The organism is Faecalibacterium butyricigenerans (assembly GCF_020687345.1).
GTDB classification, from domain to species: domain Bacteria; phylum Bacillota; class Clostridia; order Oscillospirales; family Ruminococcaceae; genus Faecalibacterium; species Faecalibacterium butyricigenerans.
Map to the genome: position 1 here is coordinate 72,987 of NZ_JAJEQL010000007.1, position 15,835 is coordinate 88,821.

Below are 15,835 nucleotides of genomic sequence, written 5' to 3' on the forward strand. Positions count from 1 at the left end.
CATGTTTGGATACGTCATCCCTGATCAGGCCGCACTGGACGATGCGGCCAAGGCCCGCTACCGCACGGCCTACTGCGGGCTTTGCCGCCGTATCGGCGCGCTCCACGGGCTGCGGGGCCGTCTGACCCTGAGCTATGACCTGACCTTCCTGAACCTGCTGCTCTCCAGCCTCTATGAGGGCGAGAGCGCGTGCATCACCGGCAGCAGCCACTGCCCCATCCACCCCATCCGGAAGGTGAGCTGGCGGCACAGCGGCCCCACCGACTACTGCGCCGATCTGAGCGTGGCCCTCCACTATTACAACGCCGCCGACAAGTGGAACGACGACCGCAGCCTCCTCGGCCTCGGCTTCGAAAGGCTGCTGGACGCCCCCACGCAGGAGGCCGCCAAGCGCTGGCCTCGTCAGTGCGCCGCCATCCGCTCCTGCCTCGACCGTCTGGCCCGGCTGGAAGCCGAGGGCAGCGAAGACCTCGATGCAGTGTCTGGCTGCTTCGGGGAGCTGATGGCCGAGCTGTTCGACTACCGGCAGGATCACTGGTCCCCCGAGCTGCGAAGCATCGGCTTCCATCTGGGCAAGTTCATCTACCTGCTGGATGCCTACGACGACCTCGCCCGGGACGAGAAAAAAGGGGCGTACAACCCGCTGCGCTCCCTCAGCCGCCAGCCCGACTATGAGGAGGAGATGCGGGACATCTTCGAGCTGCTTCTGGCCCGGTGCGCCAGAAGCTTCGAGCGTCTGCCCTGTGTGGAGGATGCCGACCTGCTGCGGAACATCCTGTACTCCGGTGTATGGCTCAAATACAACTGCAAACAGGCCAAGGAAGCCGGAAAAAAATAAACGATTCCGCCCAAAAGGCGGATATTCTTTTGATTTGCGCTTGATTTTACAGGCGCTGTCCTGTAGACTGTAATACTGTATGGAACGAAAGGGCCGCGCAAGGCCTGAGAGAGACGTGAGGAAGTAGACCCATGAGAGATCCCTATGAGGTGCTGGGCATCCAGCGCGGCGCGACCGACGACGAGATAAAGAAAGCCTATCGGGCCAAGTGCAAGCGCTGGCACCCTGACCTGAACCCCAACGACCCCACCGCAGAGGAGCACTTCAAGGAGGTGCAGGCGGCTTATGACGCCATCACCAAAGGCGAGACCGGGCCTCAGATGGGCGGCCCGTCCGGCTATGGCCAGCAGAGCTACGGCGGCTACCAGCAGGGGTACAGCGGCTACCAGCAGGGCTACGGCTCAAACGGCTGGCAGCAGGGCGATTTCGACTTCGGGTTCGACCCCTTTGGCTTTGGGTTCGGCTTCGGCGGCTATCAGCAGCAGAGCGGGGCCAGCTATTCCGGCTCGGACAGCCCCGAGATGCAGGCGGCCCGCAACTTTGTTTCGAATGGCCGCTACGCGGAGGCCCGCCGGGTGCTGGATGGCATGAACAGCCGCTCGGCACGGTGGTACTACCTCTCCTCGCTGGCCAATCAGGGCCTCGGCAACAGCATCGACGCGCTGCAGGACGCCCGCCGCGCTGTCCAGCTGGACCCCAATAACACCGAATATCAGATGCACCTGCGCCGGATGCAGAACCCCGGCCAGACCTACCGCACCCAGACCACCTACGCCCAGCCCGGCGGGCTGATGCGCTGGTGCTGGAGCATGATCCTGCTCAACCTGCTGTGCAACTGCTGCTGCGGAGGCGGCTGGGGCTGGCGGTTCCGGATGTAAGCAAGACAGAAAAAACCTCCCGTACTGGCGTACGGGAGGTTTTTCTGTTGACGTTAATAGATCACGATGGTGCGGGTGATCTTCTCGCAGGAGTAGTTGCCCGTGGCCTGAGCGGTCTGGGTGTAGGTACCCGGCTCGGTGGGGAACTCGGTGGACTTGCTGCTGAACAGGCCCTTCTTCTTATAGGTGTAAGTGACCTTTGCGTCATTGGCCACCACGCCGTCCGACTCCAGCAGAGCGCCGGTGTTGTGGGCTTCGGCCTCGGCCAGCGTCACAGCGGGCAGCTCCTCGGCCCAGTAGAGGCGGACGCCCTCCGTCTTGGGCTTGATCCGGAACATGGCCACACCGGCGGTGTTCAGGTCGCCGGATTGCAGCGCCACAGCACCCGCGATGTACCGGCCCGAATCCACCGGCTGTTCATCCAGATAGATGCGGCTGAACACGCCCTCAGGCAGGTAGCGGCGGATCATTTCCAGCGAGAGCTTAAGGCCCAGCGACATATCCTTCAGGGTGGGGATATAGAATTTCAGGGCATCCATCACCTTGACGACCTCATCGGCCACGCTCAGAAGCACGCTGACGTCGTTTCCGTCGATGAGCTGCTTGACGTAGGCATAGACGTTGAACTCCTCCACCTGATCGGGGGTCTTGGACATCTTGCGGGGCAGGGGTATCATCTTGAGCAGGGTGCGGAGCTTATCGGAGAGCACGAGGGTGACGTAGCCTTTGGCTTCGCCCTTGACGCCCAGCACCACGCCGATATACTGTACGTCTGCCGGGCGGGTGACCACCGACAGCTCGAACGGGGAGCCATAGACCAGCTTGCCGGTGGCCTGCAGGCGGATGGAGACGGCCTCGTTGGTCTCCTCCATCTGAGTCTGCGAAGCGGGGGGCAGCTCGGTCTGGGCCGCTGCGGCAAACGCCGGAGTCATCATGCTCAGCATGAGGGCTGCTGTCAGGAGCAGCGAGAGCATTCTTTTGGCCTTCATATGGACAAACCTCCTGTATTCATCATCTTCGCCGGGCGGGCTGGTGCCCATGACCCAGCTAGGATAATTTTACCGCAAATCCCTGTCAGGGTCAATAACGGGATTCAAGCAAAAGGGCCGCTGCTCTGGATGGCAGCGGCCCTTCTCCGTTCTCTTACAGGATGCGCACCCGGATAACGGCGGGGATCGCCGAGAGCTTTGCAGCCAGCGCGGCGTCCACTGCGCCGGTGGCGTCCAGCATGGTGTAGGCCATGTTCTTCTTGCTCTTGTTGACCATGTTCTCGATGTTCAGGCCCGCCTCGGTGGTCAGGGCAGTGATCTGGCTGATCATGCCCGGCTCATTCTTGTGGATGATGCAGATGCGCTTGCCTCCGGCGCGGGGCTGGTGCACCTCGGGCATATTCACCGAGTGGGTGATATTGCCGTTCTTGAGGTAGTCGCTGATCTCCTGCGCGGCCATGACGGCGCAGTTGTCCTCCGCTTCCGGGGTGGACGCGCCCAGATGGGGCGTGCAGATGACGCCCGGACGGCCCAGCAGAGCCTCGGAGGGGAAGTCGGTCATGTAGTCGGACACCTTGCCGGTGTCGAGGGCCTCCAGCAGGGCGTCGGTGTTGACCAGCTCGCCGCGGGCATAGTTCAGCAGCTTGACGCCGTCTTTGCAGAGGGCCAGCGTCTGGGCGTTGATGGTGTCCTTGGTGGTGGGCAGATAGGGCACATGGATGGTGATGTAGTCGCAGAGAGGCAGCATATCGTTCAGGTTGACGCAGTGGCGGACCTGACTGCTCAGATTCCACGCAGCATCGATGGAGATGTAGGGGTCGTAGCCGTAGACCTCCATGCCCAGCTCGATGGCACAGTTGGCGACGCGGGAGCCGATGGCACCCAGACCAATGACGCCGAGGGTCTTGCCCTTGATCTCGTTACCCACGAACTGCTTTTTGCCCTTCTCCACGCTCTTTGCCATGGCGGGATCTCCGGCAAGGCCCTGCGTCCACTGGGCAGCGGCAGGCACGTTGCGACTGCCTGCGATGAGCATTCCGATGACCAGCTCGGCCACGGCATTGGCGTTGGCGCCGGGGGTGTTGAAGACCACGATGCCCTGCTCACTGCACCGGTCGAGGGGGATGTTGTTGACGCCTGCACCGGCGCGGGCGATGGCCAGCAGACCGTCGTTGAAGGTAGTGTTCAGCAGGTCAGCGCTGCGGACGAGGATGCCGTCCGGGGCGTCAGCGTCCACCGACACGTCGAAGAGGTTCTTGTTCAGCTTTGTCAGACCCACCGGGCTGATAGCGTTCAGGGTTTTTATCGTAAACATTGCTTTATCTCCTTTTTCAAACGGGCTTGCCCTCTCCGTCTTTGCTTCGCAAATCCACCTCTCCCAAAGGGAGAGGCTTTGGCCTGACGGTCAGGTTTAGGCTCTCCCTTTGGGAGAGCTGTCACCGAAGGTGACTGAGAGGGCGAGGACGGTACGAATCACGCATTCTCCTTGCGGAACTTCTCCATGAAGTCCACCAGCTTGTCAACGCCCTCGGCGGGCATTGCGTTGTAGATGGAGGCGCGCATACCGCCCACGAGGCGGTGGCCCTTCAGGTTGACGAAGCCGGCGTCTGCGGCCTCGGCGCAGAACTTCTTGTCGAGGTCGGGGTCCGGGCTGGTGAAGGTGACATTCATGGTGCTGCGGTAACGGTGCTCGACGGGGTTCTTGAAGAAGTCCTGACCGTCGAGGTAGTCGTAGAGGACCTTTGCCTTGGCTTCGTTGATCTCCTGCATCTTGGCGAGGCCGCCGATGTCATTCTCCAGATACTTGAGCACCAGACCGGTCATGTAGATGCACCAGCAGGGCGGGGTGTTGTACATGCTGTCCTTGGCCAGCAGGGTGGTGTAGTTCATCATGGTGGGCACAGTGTCGGCCGCGTGGCCCAGCAGGTCGTCCCGGACGATGGCGATGGCCATGCCAGCGGGGGCGACGTTCTTCTGGACGCCGAAGTAGATGCAGCCGTATTTCGTCACATCCACGGGCTTGGAGAGGATCATGGAGCTCATATCGGCCACCAGCGGCACGCCCTCCACCTGCGGCAGCTCGACGTACTGGGTGCCGAAGATGGTGTTATTCTGGCAGATGTGGATGTAGCTGGCGTCCTTGTCGTAATCGATGGCGTTCACATCGGGGATATAGGTGAAGTTCCTGTCCTTGCTGGAGGCGACGATCTTTGCCTCGCCGAACTTTGCGGCCTCCTTGGCGGCCAGATTGGAGAAGTTGCCGGTGACGATGTAGTCGGCCTTGCCGGTGGTCATAAAATTCAGGGGCACCATGGCGAACTGCTGGGTCGCGCCGCCCTGAAAGAAGCCGACCTTATAGTTATCCGGAATGTTCATCACCCGGCGCAGGGTGGCTTCGGTGTCCGTGATGATGGCGTCGAACCACTTGCTGCGATGGCTCATCTCCATCACGCTCTGGCCGCTGTCGCCATACTCGAGCAGCTCTGCCTGAGCCTGCTTGAGCACCTTTTCGGGTAACATGCTGGGACCTGCGCTGAAATTATAAACTCGTGCCATGGATCGCACTCTCCTTTTCCTCTTCCTGACGGCCCCTTCGGGCGTTGTGCTCTGGATTTGTCCGTAGTATAATGGTTTCAGGGGGTGCAAAACAAGAGCATCTTTGCACAAAGTTCGGCCTCCAAAGTCCGGGCCATCAGCACGAAGCGCACAAATGTCTTTGCCACAGGGACGTTTTCAGAGACATCTGTAAAATATATGCCCTATTCCCGCATGAATGCTGGATTTTCCGCCCTTGCTCTCTCCGTCGATTTCTGTTATAATGGCAGTATCTAAGACAAATGTAAAATCAAGTTTTCGCTCAGAAAAGGAGAGAAACGCCCCATGTATGGCATTCCGGACCGATTGAAGCCCCTTTCGGCGGCAGAGGAGCAGGTGCTTCTGGCCCTGTGGGACTGCAAGCCGCCTGCGTCGCGGCGGGACATCGGGGCGCGTCTGGCCGCAAAAGGCTGGGCCGCTGCCACCGTGCTGAATTTTTTGTACCGGCTGGAAGAAAAAGGCTGGGTCATCTGCACCAAGGAGCAGAATCGCAACCTCTACTCCCCCACCGTCACCCGCCGGGCCTACGGCGTCTTCACCATGCGCCAGCGTCTGGACACCGTCTTCGGCGGCGACCTCGCACAGGCCGTGCGGGCGCTGGTGAGCGAGAGCGGCTGCTCCCAGAGCGAACTGGAACAGGCCATCGCCGTGCTGAACGAAAAGCACGCAGAGGCGGAAGAATACGATCTGTACGACCCCTACGGTTAGCCCTCTCCCAGAGGTCGAGCCAATGTACTGCCATCCGTAAGGCACCGGGCCTTCCGGTCTGGCTTTTTTGGAGGATATTATTTATGGATTGCAAACTGCGCACCCAAAACTGCGGCGGCTGCCCGATGCTGAGCACCGAATACGCCGAACAGCTCAAAAAGAAAGAATCCGCCGTCCGCGCCCTGCTGGGCAAATACGGCCCTGTCGCCCCCATCCGGGGGATGGAGACGCCCTATCACTACCGCAATAAAGTGATCTCCACCTTTGCACCCGCCCCCGGTGGAAAACTCACCTCCGGCATCTACGCGGCCCGCACCCACAAGGTGCTTCCGGTGGAGAGCTGCCTGCTTCAGGACGAGGTGCTGGACAAGGTGATGCTGGCCGTCCGCGCCGCCGCCAACGCCTGCCGCTACCAGCCCTTCCACGAGGACAAGGGCACCGGCCTGCTGCGCCACTGTCTGCTCCGCCGGGGCGTCGCCACCGGTCAGGTGATGGTCGTGCTGGTCACTGCCCAGCCCGTCCTGCCCGGCGCAAAGAACTTCGTCAAGGCCCTGCTGGCCGAGGCCGAAAAGCGGGGCGTCCCCGTCACCACCGTCGTCCAGAACTACAACCCCCGCCGCACCAGCGTCGTTCTGGGCGAGGACGAAAAAGTCCTCTACGGCAAGGGCTTCATCCTCGACACCCTCTGCGGCAAGACCTACGCCCTCAGCCCCCGCAGCTTCTATCAGGTCAACCCCATCCAGACCGCCGTGCTCTACGGGCTGGCCGTGGACGCCGCCCGCCTCACCGGCAGAGAGGTCGTCCTCGACGCCTACTGCGGCATCGGCACCATCGGCCTGACGGCCTCCGACAAGGCCCGTCAGGTGGTGGGTGTGGAGCTGAACCGGGACGCCGTCCGGGATGCCATCGGCAACGCAAAGCACAACGGCGTGAAAAACGCCCGCTTCTTCGCCGCCGACGCCACAGCATGGATCCGGGAAGCCGCCGACGCGGGCCAGAAGGCCGATGTCGTCTTCATGGACCCGCCCCGGGAAGGCTCGACGCCCGCTTTTATTGAGAGCGTAGCCCGCATGGCCCCGAAGCGGATCGTCTACGTCAGCTGCAACCCCGAGACGATGGCCCGCGACCTCGCCCTCCTGACCCAGAAGGGCTACCGTGCCGAGGGCTTTACCCCGGTGGATATGTTCCCCCACAGCGCTCATTGTGAGGTGGTATGTGCCCTGTCCAGAATGACACCGGAGAAGAAAAAGCAGCCTAGACAATAAAAAGGAGCTGGCCGACGATGGAAACGCCAAAGTATTTCTTCCAATACAGAGACGACGCACAGAAACTGTTCCTGCGGGAATACGTTTATGCGCTCGGAACCTTCCATTATAATTGGCACGATGAAATCGAACTTCTCGTCATTCTGCGCGGCAGAGCGGACATCTGCACCGGAGGCTGTGTCTATCAGCTGGAAGAAGACGACATGATTCTGATTAATTCCAACGAAGGTCATGCAACACTGGCACGCAGTGCAGACTGTCTCGCCTTTCTGATTCGTTTTTCGCCGACGGTCTTTGAAGCATATGATGCGAATTATCGTGCATTACGGTTTCAGCTGCTCACAGACAGCAGCTCCCGCGCACAGCTGCCATATCGGCTGCTGCGAATGTACATGACCAAAATGCTGCTTGCGATGGAAACGGATGAACAGAAAAATCTTCTTCAGATGCAAAGCGGCTTGTACCCGCTTTTGGAGCTGCTGCAAAGCCAGTTTCGACAGACTGCTTCCGGCAAATCGGGCATCAGCAGCAGCCGAAGCAGGCTGTTGGTACAGCAGATGATTCAATACATTGAAAAGCACTATCAGGAAAAAGTCATGCTGAACAGCCTCGCCGAGCAGATGGGCTATAACCCGAGTTATCTATCTCAGCTGTTCCGGGATAATGTCGGTGTCAATTTTTACGATTATGTCACCCGGAAGCGTCTGAGGGAGTCAATATTTGCCCTGCAGCAGACCGACAAAAAAATACTGGACATTGCTGCCGACAGCGGTTTTCAGGACATCAAAGCGTTCAACACCAAATTCAAAGAAGTATTCGGGCGCACACCTTCCGAATACCGCCGCTCCCTTACCGAGATTACCGTTCCACGCTGGTCGGAAAGCTCTCACGCCTATGTGGAACGGGAAAATTCCTTTGTGGAGCAAAAGCTGAAAAGTTATCTTCATCTGGAATCCGTTGATATGTCCACCTCTGAAAACGCCTTTCCTCCCTTGCGGTCGCTTGAGCTGGACAGACAGCTTCTGGACGAAATTGCATTGCAACTCGAGAAAATCACAAAGCAGATTCAGAACCGCAAAATCTGAAAAATCCCCCACCCGATTTCTTTGGTGCGGAAAAAGCACAAGAATGTTTCATTTTGTGGCATAATTCTTGTTTTTTCTGCCCAAGCATAGATTTCGGTGGGTGATTTTATGGCTTTTTTCTGTGAGCGGCTCTGCAAAGACCGCATGATGAAAACTTTGTTTATTTTTGGACAAGCCTAAAAAAGCGGAAAGACAAAGGCACGAAGATACGGTAAAATAATGCCATAAAATACGTTTTGCGGCAACAAGCTCCCCGGCGGGCGCCAGCAGGGGTCTCTGCTCTGAACGGAAAAAATTGGAGGCAATTATGAGCACACTGACCATCTGTATCATCGTATTCGTGCTTTCCATGCTCTGTTTTGCATGGAACAAGTTCCCTATGGGCATCACTGCACTGGCTACTCTGATTGTTCTGGTGTTCACCGGATGCATCAGCGGCAAGGACGCTCTAGCCGGTTTCAGCAACACCAACAACATCGTAATTGTCACGATGTTCGTCGTGGCCGCCGGCCTGAACCGTACCCAGTTTATTGACAAGCTCTCTGACAAAATCGTGAAGATTTCCGGCGGCTCCTTCAAGCGAGCCTATCTCGGTTATCTGATTATCGCATTCCTTCTGACCAACTTCCTCAACAGCCCGCTGACCGTTTATGCCATCGTCTTCCCCATGTGCTTTGCCATGAGCGAATCCTTCGGCGTCAGCCCGTCCAAAACCATGTATCCCCTGTGCGTCGTATCCATCGTCTGCTGCTGCGCACTGCCCCTCAGCGCTGCAATCACCGACGCCGGTATGTTCAACGGCTATCTGGAAGGCTACGGCATCACCGATGTGGCTCTGACTCCGATGGACTTTATGATTGCCCGTCTGCCCCTGGCAATTCTGACGCTGCTGTGGGCTTATTTTTACGGCTACAAGAATGCTCCCGAGCAGCCGATTATCCCCATCGAGGTCAAAGCGCAGAAGCGTGAAGACAAAAAGCCCCTGAGCAAGTTCTCCGAGACTGCCGGTGTCGTCATCTTCTTTGGCACCATCCTGCTGCTCATCACCCGCGAGTTCCACGGCATCGCCACTTGGAAAATCACCTTTACCGCTGCGCTTCTGACTGTTCTCTGCGGCGTTCTGAGTGAGAAAGAAGCCATCAAAGCCATCCCTGTTTCCACTTCCTGCATCTATGTGGGCTGCCTTGCAATGGCAACCGCATTGACCAACACTGGTGCCGGTGATATTGTAGGTAATGCCGTTTCCGGCCTGCTGGCCAACTCCCAGAACGGCTATCTGCTGGGCGCAGCCTTCTTCATTGTCAGCTTCCTGTTCACCCAACTCATGCTGAACAAGGCAGTTTACGGCATCTTTATCCCCATTGCCATCATGACCTGTCAGGCTCTGGGCGCCAATCCCATCGGCCCCATCCTGCTCTGCTTCTCCGGCTCGATGTCCGCCATTCTGACTCCTATGGCTACCCCCGCCATTCCTATGGCAATGGCCGCAGGCGGTTACGACCAGAAGTCTCTGCTCAAGCAGGGCTGGCTGATTTCTGTGCTGCTGTGCGTCGGCTATATCTTCTTCATCATGACCGTGTTCCCGGCATTCTGATAGGAGCAACTCTATGAAAATCACAAATATCGAAACAATTCTGGCAGGACAGCGCTATCTTTTCGTCAAAGTTCATACCGACACCGGACTTGTGGGCTACGGCGAATGCGGTGCATGGTGCTATCAGGAAGCAACCGCCGAGTGTATCCACGCAATGGAGCACCACCTCATCGGCCTCGACCCGCTGAACATCGAATATATCAACAATGGCCTGACCCGCTGTATGCATTTCCGCGGCTCCGTGGTCATGGCGGCGATTTCCGGCATCGACATTGCTCTGTGGGATTTGAAGGGCAAATATTACAACGCCCCCATCTATGAGCTTCTGGGCGGAAAAGTGCGCGACAAGGCACGCATTTATGTCAACTTCAAAGCGAAGACTCCCGAAGACTTCGCTTTGAAGGCACTGGATTTGAAAAATCAGGGCTACACTGCCATCCGGTACTCCATCGGCCACCCCGAGGACGAAAACGGTCGGTGCGGCGAGAACTTCTCGCAGGTCGTGTACCGTATGGAGCGTCAGATGGCCGCTATCCGCGAGGCTGTGGGCTGGGAGACGGACATTGCCATTGAGTGCCACCGCGGCTTGACTCCGGCTCAAGCCATCGAGTGCGCACACGCTCTGAAACCGTACCGCCCCTACTTCTACGAAGACCCCATCCCCGACAATATGGCGGCGATGACCAAGCTGACCGAGGAAATCGATTTACCGGTTGCCACGGGCGAACGCTTTATCAATCTGATGGAGTTCGACGAGTTTATGACTGCCTCCCATGTGCGCTATGTGCGCCCGGATATGTGCGTTGCAGGCGGCATCACGGCTGGCAAAAAAATTGCTGCGCTGGCTGAGGCAAAATCCATCTACATTATCCCGCACAACCCGCTTGGTCCGATTTCCACCGCAGCCTGCTTGCAGCTGGATGCCTGCATCCCCAACTTTGAGATTCAGGAATATCCGGTGGACGACGAGGGTCACTGCCGTCTGGACAAAGAAATGAAGCAGCCGTTTGCCATCAAAAATGGCTACATCCAAATCCCGGACGGCCCGGGTCTTGGCATCGAATTGTTGGACGACATTGGCACAGTGTTCCCCTTCAAAGGAAGATACGGCAAGTTTGTACAGCACGAGGACGGCTCCATCGTAGACCGCTAATCAAAAAGCTTTGACCATATAACGCACAAGCCCCTCGGAGATTTCACTCTCCGGGGGCTTGTTTTTTACGTTATTCTGATTTTTACAGCCCGAACAGCGCCAGCAGGCGGTGCCACAGGCGGACGAAGAAATTGCCCTCCGAGGCGTTGTCTGCTGCCGTCTCCACCGGGGCCGTTTCGGCGGGCGTCTCGGCGGTCTTGTAGATGAACTTCACCCTCTGCTCTGCCCCCTCGGGCGCACCGGCGAAGCTGGTGTAACCGGCGAGGCGGCTGGTCATCTCTTCCACTACGGCTTGCAGAGCGTGGAGCTGGTCGGCGTCCAGTGCGCCGGTGAGCTGAGAGATGCCCTCCTCATTGAACTGCACGAGGCCGCCGTTGAGCTGGTCGGTGCCGTTCTGGAGCTGGAGCACACCGTCATACAGGGCGGATGCGCCGCCGGCCAGCCGGGCGCTGCCCTCCTTGGCGATGTGAGCGCCCTCGGCGGCTGCAGCCACGCCGTCGGCGTACTGGCCGACGCTGGACACGAAGAGCCGGATCTGTCCCAGATTCTCTTTCAAGGCGCGGACGCTGGCCATGTCCTCACTGTTGGCGGTCTGGTAGACCAGCTCATCGTGGATCTTCTGCTGGGCGTCGCTGTCGGTGAGCTTTTTCAGCCAGCCCACGATGAAATCGGGGGAGAAGCTCTGCATCAGGCGCAGCGCAGCCTCAAGGTCGTGCCCCGTTTTGGTGGCCGCGAGGTAGAGGGCGATGTCCAGCTGGCTGGCCTTGAACTGAGGAGCCTGCTCCCAGATGGTGCGCACCATCTTTTTGCGGCCTGCCGCCAGCGTTTTCTCCCCCAGCGAGAGGATGTCGTCGATGACGGCCTCGTAGGTATCCCACGTCATGGGGGTGTCGATGAGACCATTTTCCATGAGGGTCTGGTTGGCGGAGTCCAGCACGCCGTCGGCCACCTGCTGTGCGCCGGAGGTCAGGGCGGCATTGTTGGAGGTCAGGGTGTCCAGCCCCTCCGTCAACTGGCCGAGACCGCCGTCCAGCTGATTCACGCCATCCAGTAGGGCCAGCGAACCAGCGGCAAGCTGGGCCGCGCCCGCCTTCAGCTGGGAAGCACCGTCCAGAAGCTGGCTCATGGCATCGTTCAGGGCCGCGATGCCGTCGGTCAGGCCGTTGAGGCTGTCGAGGTCGAAGACCTCATCCCCCTGCCCCAGCGCCTCGGCGGTGGCAGCACAGGCCAGCAGGATCTGAGGTGCTGTCAGCTCTTCTACATCGGCCTCCACGGTCACGCTGTCCTGTAAGTACCGGGTCACACCGTCCACCTGCTGGGGCAGAAGGCCGTCGAGGGACGCCCTCACGCCCGGCAGGGCAACGAAGGCTGCCACGCTGCTCTTGGCCGCGCTTTCCAGCAGGCCGTTCACGGCGTTGACGTTGCGGGCGTCCCCGCCCAGCACGACACCCACCGCTGTCACCAGCGGGGTGACGACGGTGCGCTCTTTTCCGTCCACCGTCAGCGTTCCCTTCTCGTTGTTGGTCAGGTCGATGGTAAGCACGAGGTGGCCGCTCCGGCCCAGAAGCTCGCTCAGGGGGGCGGTCCTGCCGTCCAGCGTATAGGTCACTTTCGCGGAGATGGGGAGCTGCCGGTCGGTGTCGCCCTTATAGTAGACGTCGGTGTCGTCGGTGTTCCAGACCAGCGTGTCGCCGTTCCGGGTATACTCGGCGAAGCTCTCGGTGTTCACGATGTTCTTCAGGGTGGACTTGTCCTCCACTCCGGCGAGGCCGTCGGCAGCGTAGAGGTGCTCACTGACGGTGGTCTTCTGGACCGAGCCGTCTGCTGCCATGACGGCGTAGACCGTCTCATCCTTCGAAAAGGGGGCTTTCGTCGCCGCAAAAGCGGGCCGACAGAGGCCGACCGTCATGGTCAGGGCAAGCGCCGCAGCGCCAGCGCGGCGCAGAAGATCCTGCGTTTTTTTCATATGATTCACTCCTTTGCAGCGTTGGGGGCGGTGAGCCAGTGGTATGTCGTGCGGCAGATGAGGCCGTCCAGCAGCATCAGCGCGGCGGGCAGCACCAGCAGGATGACCGCCATGCTGATGAGCGCGCCTCGGGAGATGAGCATACAGATGCTTTCCAGCAGCTCCACCTTGCTGATGGCCGCGACGCCGAAGGTGGCTGCGAAGAAGGTCAGGCCGCTTGTCAGGATGCTCTGGCTGCAATGTTCCAGCGCCTGCTGGGCTGCGGCCTTGGGCGAGCGGAGGGCCAGCCGCTCTTCGCGGTAGCGGGTGGTCATGAGGATGGAGTAGTCCACCGTCGCGCCCAGCTGGATGGTGCCGATGACGATGCTGGCGATGAAGGGCAGTGAGTCGTCGATGAAATAAGGAATGCCCATATTGATGGCGATGGCCGCCTCGATGCTGGCCACCAGCAGCACCGGCACCGACAGGCTGCGGAAGGACAGCGCGATGATGACCAGCACCGCCGCGATGGACCAGATGTTGACGTTTTTGAAGTCCTCGTCCGCGATCTCCACGAGGTCCTTCATCATGGCTCCCTCGCCGGTGACGAGGCCCTCGGGGTCTGCGGTCTTGACGAGGCGGACCAGCTCGTCCACCTGCGCATTGAGGGCGTCGCTGCCGGATTTGTAACAGCCGTTGGCGAGGATGAGCTTATAGCCGCCGTTCTGCACGATGTTCATCAGTTCGTCAGGCAAAAGCTCCGTCTCAAAGCCGGGGCCTGCGATGGAGTCGAGGCTGACCACCTGCGTGATGCCGTCCACCCCCTTGATCTCGTCGCAGAGGCCGGATACCTGCGAGGCCGTCAGCTCCTCCCGGACGAGGATGAAGTGGTTGGTCATCATGCCAAAGTCTTCGCCCAGCTTGTTCGTGCCCACGATGCCGGGCATATCCTGCGGCAGAGCTGCAAAAATATTGTAGTAGATGTCCGTCCTGCTCTGGGCCAGCCCGAAGGGGATCATCAGCAGGAGAAAGACCGCCACCACAGGCACCGGGTGCTTGGAGACAAAATGGCTCAGATGGGTGAGCCGCGGCATGAAGGTGCGGTGGCGGTATTTTTCCACCCACCGGTCAAAGAAGAGGATGAGCGAGGGCAGGATGACGATGGTGCAGAGAACGCCCAGCGCCACGCCCTTCGCCATGACGACGCCAAGGTCTGCGCCCAGCGTCAGCTGCATGGCACAGAGGGCCAGAAAGCCCGCGATGGTGGTGAGGCTGGACGCCGCGATGGAGCTCATGGTCTTGCAGATGGCGTTCTCCATCGCCTCTTCGTTGGAGGCACAGGAGGCTTTTTCCTCCTCGTAGCGGTGGAGCAGGAAGATGGAAAAATCCATCGTCACGCCCAGCTGCAAAACTGCCGCCAGCGCCTCGGTGATGAAGCAGACCTGCCCCAGAAAAATATTCGTACCAAAGTTATACACCAGCGGGAAGAGCAGCCCCAGCATGAAGAGGAAGGGCGTGAGCCAGCTTTCCAGCGAGAGGAAGAGCACCAGCAGACACCCCGCCACAGCGCAGAGCACATAAAGGGGCATCTCCCCCATGACCAGCTCCTTGGTGTCGCTCAGGATGACGCTGATGCCGCCGAAGAAGCAGTTCTTCCGCAGTATTTTTTTGATCTGAGCCACGGCCCCCATCGTCTCCTCGCTGACGCTGGAACCACCCAGCTGGACGATGAGGATGGTGGAGTCGTTCTTGCCGAACAGGAACTGCTGAAGGTCTGCCGGCAGCATCTCCACCGGCACCGCCGGGTCCAGCACATCGCTGAGCCAGAAGGTGTTCAGCACGTCCGGCACCTCGTCGATCTCGGCCTTCATGGCCAGCAGGTCGTTTGTGGGCATCCCCTCCACGGTGATCATGTTGGTGGACGCCAGATGGTAGTCCGTCTCTAAGAGCAGCTGCCCCACCCGGGAGTCCAGCTCCTGCGGCAGATAGGAGAGGATGTCGTAGTTGATGGGCGTGGCGACGGCCCCCACTGCCGCCGGGATGAGCAGCAGCACCGCCGCAATGAGGATGAGCCTGCGCATCCGCACGATGGCCCGCGCTAGTTTTTTCATTCATTTCCTCCCAAAGAGCATTTTTTCGCCGTTTCAGAGAAAAACGACTTTTCTCGTTTTTCCGATATACTTTATTATAGTACTCTCCCTTTGGGTGTCAAGAGACAACCCCTCCGCAGCAAAAAGCCTCCCCCAAAGGGAGAGCCTTGGCAAACAAAAAGCGGGACGCACAGGTGGTCAAGTCTGTGTGTCCCGCATTTTGTTTCTTTTTTGCACAGGACGCCGTACCAGAGCGCCTGCGCTGCGCGCAGGGAAAGCGGAGCAAACCATAAGCCGCTTTCCTTTTTATGAATAGGAGAATGGAATGGAGGAACCGGCCCTCCGCAAAGAGAGTTGCAGGCATCTCTTCGGAGGAGTCGGAGGAGCTTCGGTTAGATTTAACTAACCTCGCCGTGACAACAGGATACCATAGTTTGTCATGACTGTCAAGCCTGTTTTTCAAATTTTCTGCAATTTTTTTATCCATGGCCTCCATGAGCATTTTTCATAACAAAAAGTACCCGCGCTTGTGGAAAATCCACAGGTTTCCTCTTGCTTTTTCTGAGAATCACTGTTATTATAGTGTCAAAGCCGCTGCTGGCCGACTCGATTGCCCGCCCGCAGCCGCTTTTGCAGCGTGGAGGTTGCCATCCAAATACCTCTGCGTGAAGTACCGCCCTGCCTTCAAAAGACCG

13 protein-coding genes are annotated in these 15,835 nt (G+C 59.0%); 7 read left to right on the forward strand and 6 right to left on the reverse strand.

Annotation, left to right across the window (positions count from 1 at the left end):
• Position 1 precedes the first annotated feature (1 nt).
• Both LKD23_RS04535 and LKD23_RS04540 read left to right on the forward strand, forming a co-directional pair.
• A complete protein-coding gene (locus LKD23_RS04535) occupies positions 2-838 on the forward strand; it encodes a DUF5685 family protein (protein WP_227620610.1) in 837 nt (278 codons plus the stop codon).
• Between the two features lie 131 nt (positions 839-969).
• Positions 970-1,716 (forward strand): J domain-containing protein, encoded by a 747-nt coding sequence (locus LKD23_RS04540; protein WP_227620611.1) that lies wholly within the window; start codon positions 970-972, stop codon positions 1,714-1,716.
• A gap of 53 nt (positions 1,717-1,769) precedes the next feature.
• On the opposite strand, the gene LKD23_RS04545 is transcribed toward LKD23_RS04540, so the two are convergent.
• From LKD23_RS04545 to serC, 3 genes are all read right to left on the reverse strand, one after another.
• Entirely contained in the window at positions 1,770-2,705 is a 936-nt protein-coding gene (locus tag LKD23_RS04545; protein WP_227620612.1) for a hypothetical protein, read from the reverse strand.
• Positions 2,706-2,859: 154 nt separating this feature from the next.
• Positions 2,860-4,020: a phosphoglycerate dehydrogenase gene (locus LKD23_RS04550; RefSeq protein WP_227620613.1), complete on the reverse strand. Its 1,161-nt coding sequence runs from the start codon at positions 4,018-4,020 to the stop codon at positions 2,860-2,862.
• 158 nt (positions 4,021-4,178) lie between these two features.
• Positions 4,179-5,261, reverse strand: coding sequence for a 3-phosphoserine/phosphohydroxythreonine transaminase (gene serC / locus LKD23_RS04555; protein ID WP_227620614.1), 1,083 nt, complete (start codon positions 5,259-5,261; stop codon positions 4,179-4,181).
• Between the two features lie 324 nt (positions 5,262-5,585).
• On the opposite strand from serC, the gene LKD23_RS04560 reads away from it, so the two are divergent.
• The 3 genes from LKD23_RS04560 to LKD23_RS04570 all read left to right on the forward strand — a co-directional run bounded on the left by LKD23_RS04560 (position 5,586) and on the right by LKD23_RS04570 (position 8,358).
• Positions 5,586-6,008, forward strand: coding sequence for a BlaI/MecI/CopY family transcriptional regulator (locus LKD23_RS04560; RefSeq protein ID WP_227620615.1), 423 nt, complete (start codon positions 5,586-5,588; stop codon positions 6,006-6,008).
• A gap of 83 nt (positions 6,009-6,091) precedes the next feature.
• Complete coding sequence (rlmD, locus tag LKD23_RS04565) at positions 6,092-7,273, forward strand: 23S rRNA (uracil(1939)-C(5))-methyltransferase RlmD (RefSeq protein ID WP_227620616.1); 1,182 nt, start codon at positions 6,092-6,094, stop codon at positions 7,271-7,273.
• 17 nt (positions 7,274-7,290) lie between these two features.
• On the forward strand, positions 7,291-8,358 hold the full coding sequence (locus tag LKD23_RS04570; protein ID WP_227620617.1) for a helix-turn-helix domain-containing protein: 1,068 nt from the start codon (positions 7,291-7,293) through the stop codon (positions 8,356-8,358).
• A gap of 48 nt (positions 8,359-8,406) precedes the next feature.
• Here the strand turns inward: LKD23_RS04570 and LKD23_RS04575 are convergent, their stop codons facing one another.
• The gene (locus LKD23_RS04575; RefSeq protein ID WP_227620618.1) at positions 8,407-8,691 is read right to left on the reverse strand and encodes a hypothetical protein; all 285 of its coding nucleotides are present in this window, start codon (positions 8,689-8,691) and stop codon (positions 8,407-8,409) included.
• Between LKD23_RS04575 and LKD23_RS04580 the strand changes: the two genes are divergently transcribed.
• Both LKD23_RS04580 and LKD23_RS04585 read left to right on the forward strand, forming a co-directional pair.
• Complete coding sequence (locus LKD23_RS04580; RefSeq protein ID WP_227620619.1) at positions 8,666-9,952, forward strand: SLC13 family permease; 1,287 nt, start codon at positions 8,666-8,668, stop codon at positions 9,950-9,952. The genes LKD23_RS04575 and LKD23_RS04580 overlap by 26 nt on opposite strands.
• A 13-nt stretch (positions 9,953-9,965) precedes the next feature.
• Positions 9,966-11,105 (forward strand): mandelate racemase/muconate lactonizing enzyme family protein, encoded by a 1,140-nt coding sequence (locus tag LKD23_RS04585; protein ID WP_227620620.1) that lies wholly within the window; start codon positions 9,966-9,968, stop codon positions 11,103-11,105.
• 82 nt (positions 11,106-11,187) lie between these two features.
• Here LKD23_RS04585 and LKD23_RS04590 read toward each other — a convergent pair whose 3' ends face one another.
• The gene (locus LKD23_RS04590) at positions 11,188-13,071 is read right to left on the reverse strand and encodes a hypothetical protein (RefSeq protein WP_227620621.1); all 1,884 of its coding nucleotides are present in this window, start codon (positions 13,069-13,071) and stop codon (positions 11,188-11,190) included.
• 5 nt (positions 13,072-13,076) lie between these two features.
• Entirely contained in the window at positions 13,077-15,161 is a 2,085-nt protein-coding gene (locus tag LKD23_RS04595; protein ID WP_227620622.1) for an efflux RND transporter permease subunit, read from the reverse strand.
• Positions 15,162-15,835: the final 674 nt, after the last annotated feature.

What these genes read in the sequence shown, in the direction of transcription:
- LKD23_RS04535 (WP_227620610.1), top strand. Translation starts at nt 2, where the DNA reads ATGTTTGGATACGTCATCCCTGATCAGGCCGCACTGGACGATGCGGCC.
- LKD23_RS04540 (WP_227620611.1), top strand. Translation starts at nt 970, where the DNA reads ATGAGAGATCCCTATGAGGTGCTGGGCATCCAGCGCGGCGCGACCGAC.
- LKD23_RS04545 (WP_227620612.1), bottom strand. Translation starts at nt 2,705, where the DNA reads ATGAAGGCCAAAAGAATGCTCTCGCTGCTCCTGACAGCAGCCCTCATG.
- LKD23_RS04550 (WP_227620613.1), bottom strand. Translation starts at nt 4,020, where the DNA reads ATGTTTACGATAAAAACCCTGAACGCTATCAGCCCGGTGGGTCTGACA.
- serC (WP_227620614.1), bottom strand. Translation starts at nt 5,261, where the DNA reads ATGGCACGAGTTTATAATTTCAGCGCAGGTCCCAGCATGTTACCCGAA.
- LKD23_RS04560 (WP_227620615.1), top strand. Translation starts at nt 5,586, where the DNA reads ATGTATGGCATTCCGGACCGATTGAAGCCCCTTTCGGCGGCAGAGGAG.
- rlmD (WP_227620616.1), top strand. Translation starts at nt 6,092, where the DNA reads ATGGATTGCAAACTGCGCACCCAAAACTGCGGCGGCTGCCCGATGCTG.
- LKD23_RS04570 (WP_227620617.1), top strand. Translation starts at nt 7,291, where the DNA reads ATGGAAACGCCAAAGTATTTCTTCCAATACAGAGACGACGCACAGAAA.
- LKD23_RS04580 (WP_227620619.1), top strand. Translation starts at nt 8,666, where the DNA reads ATGAGCACACTGACCATCTGTATCATCGTATTCGTGCTTTCCATGCTC.
- LKD23_RS04575 (WP_227620618.1), bottom strand. Translation starts at nt 8,691, where the DNA reads ATGATACAGATGGTCAGTGTGCTCATAATTGCCTCCAATTTTTTCCGT.
- LKD23_RS04585 (WP_227620620.1), top strand. Translation starts at nt 9,966, where the DNA reads ATGAAAATCACAAATATCGAAACAATTCTGGCAGGACAGCGCTATCTT.
- LKD23_RS04590 (WP_227620621.1), bottom strand. Translation starts at nt 13,071, where the DNA reads ATGAAAAAAACGCAGGATCTTCTGCGCCGCGCTGGCGCTGCGGCGCTT.
- LKD23_RS04595 (WP_227620622.1), bottom strand. Translation starts at nt 15,161, where the DNA reads ATGAAAAAACTAGCGCGGGCCATCGTGCGGATGCGCAGGCTCATCCTC.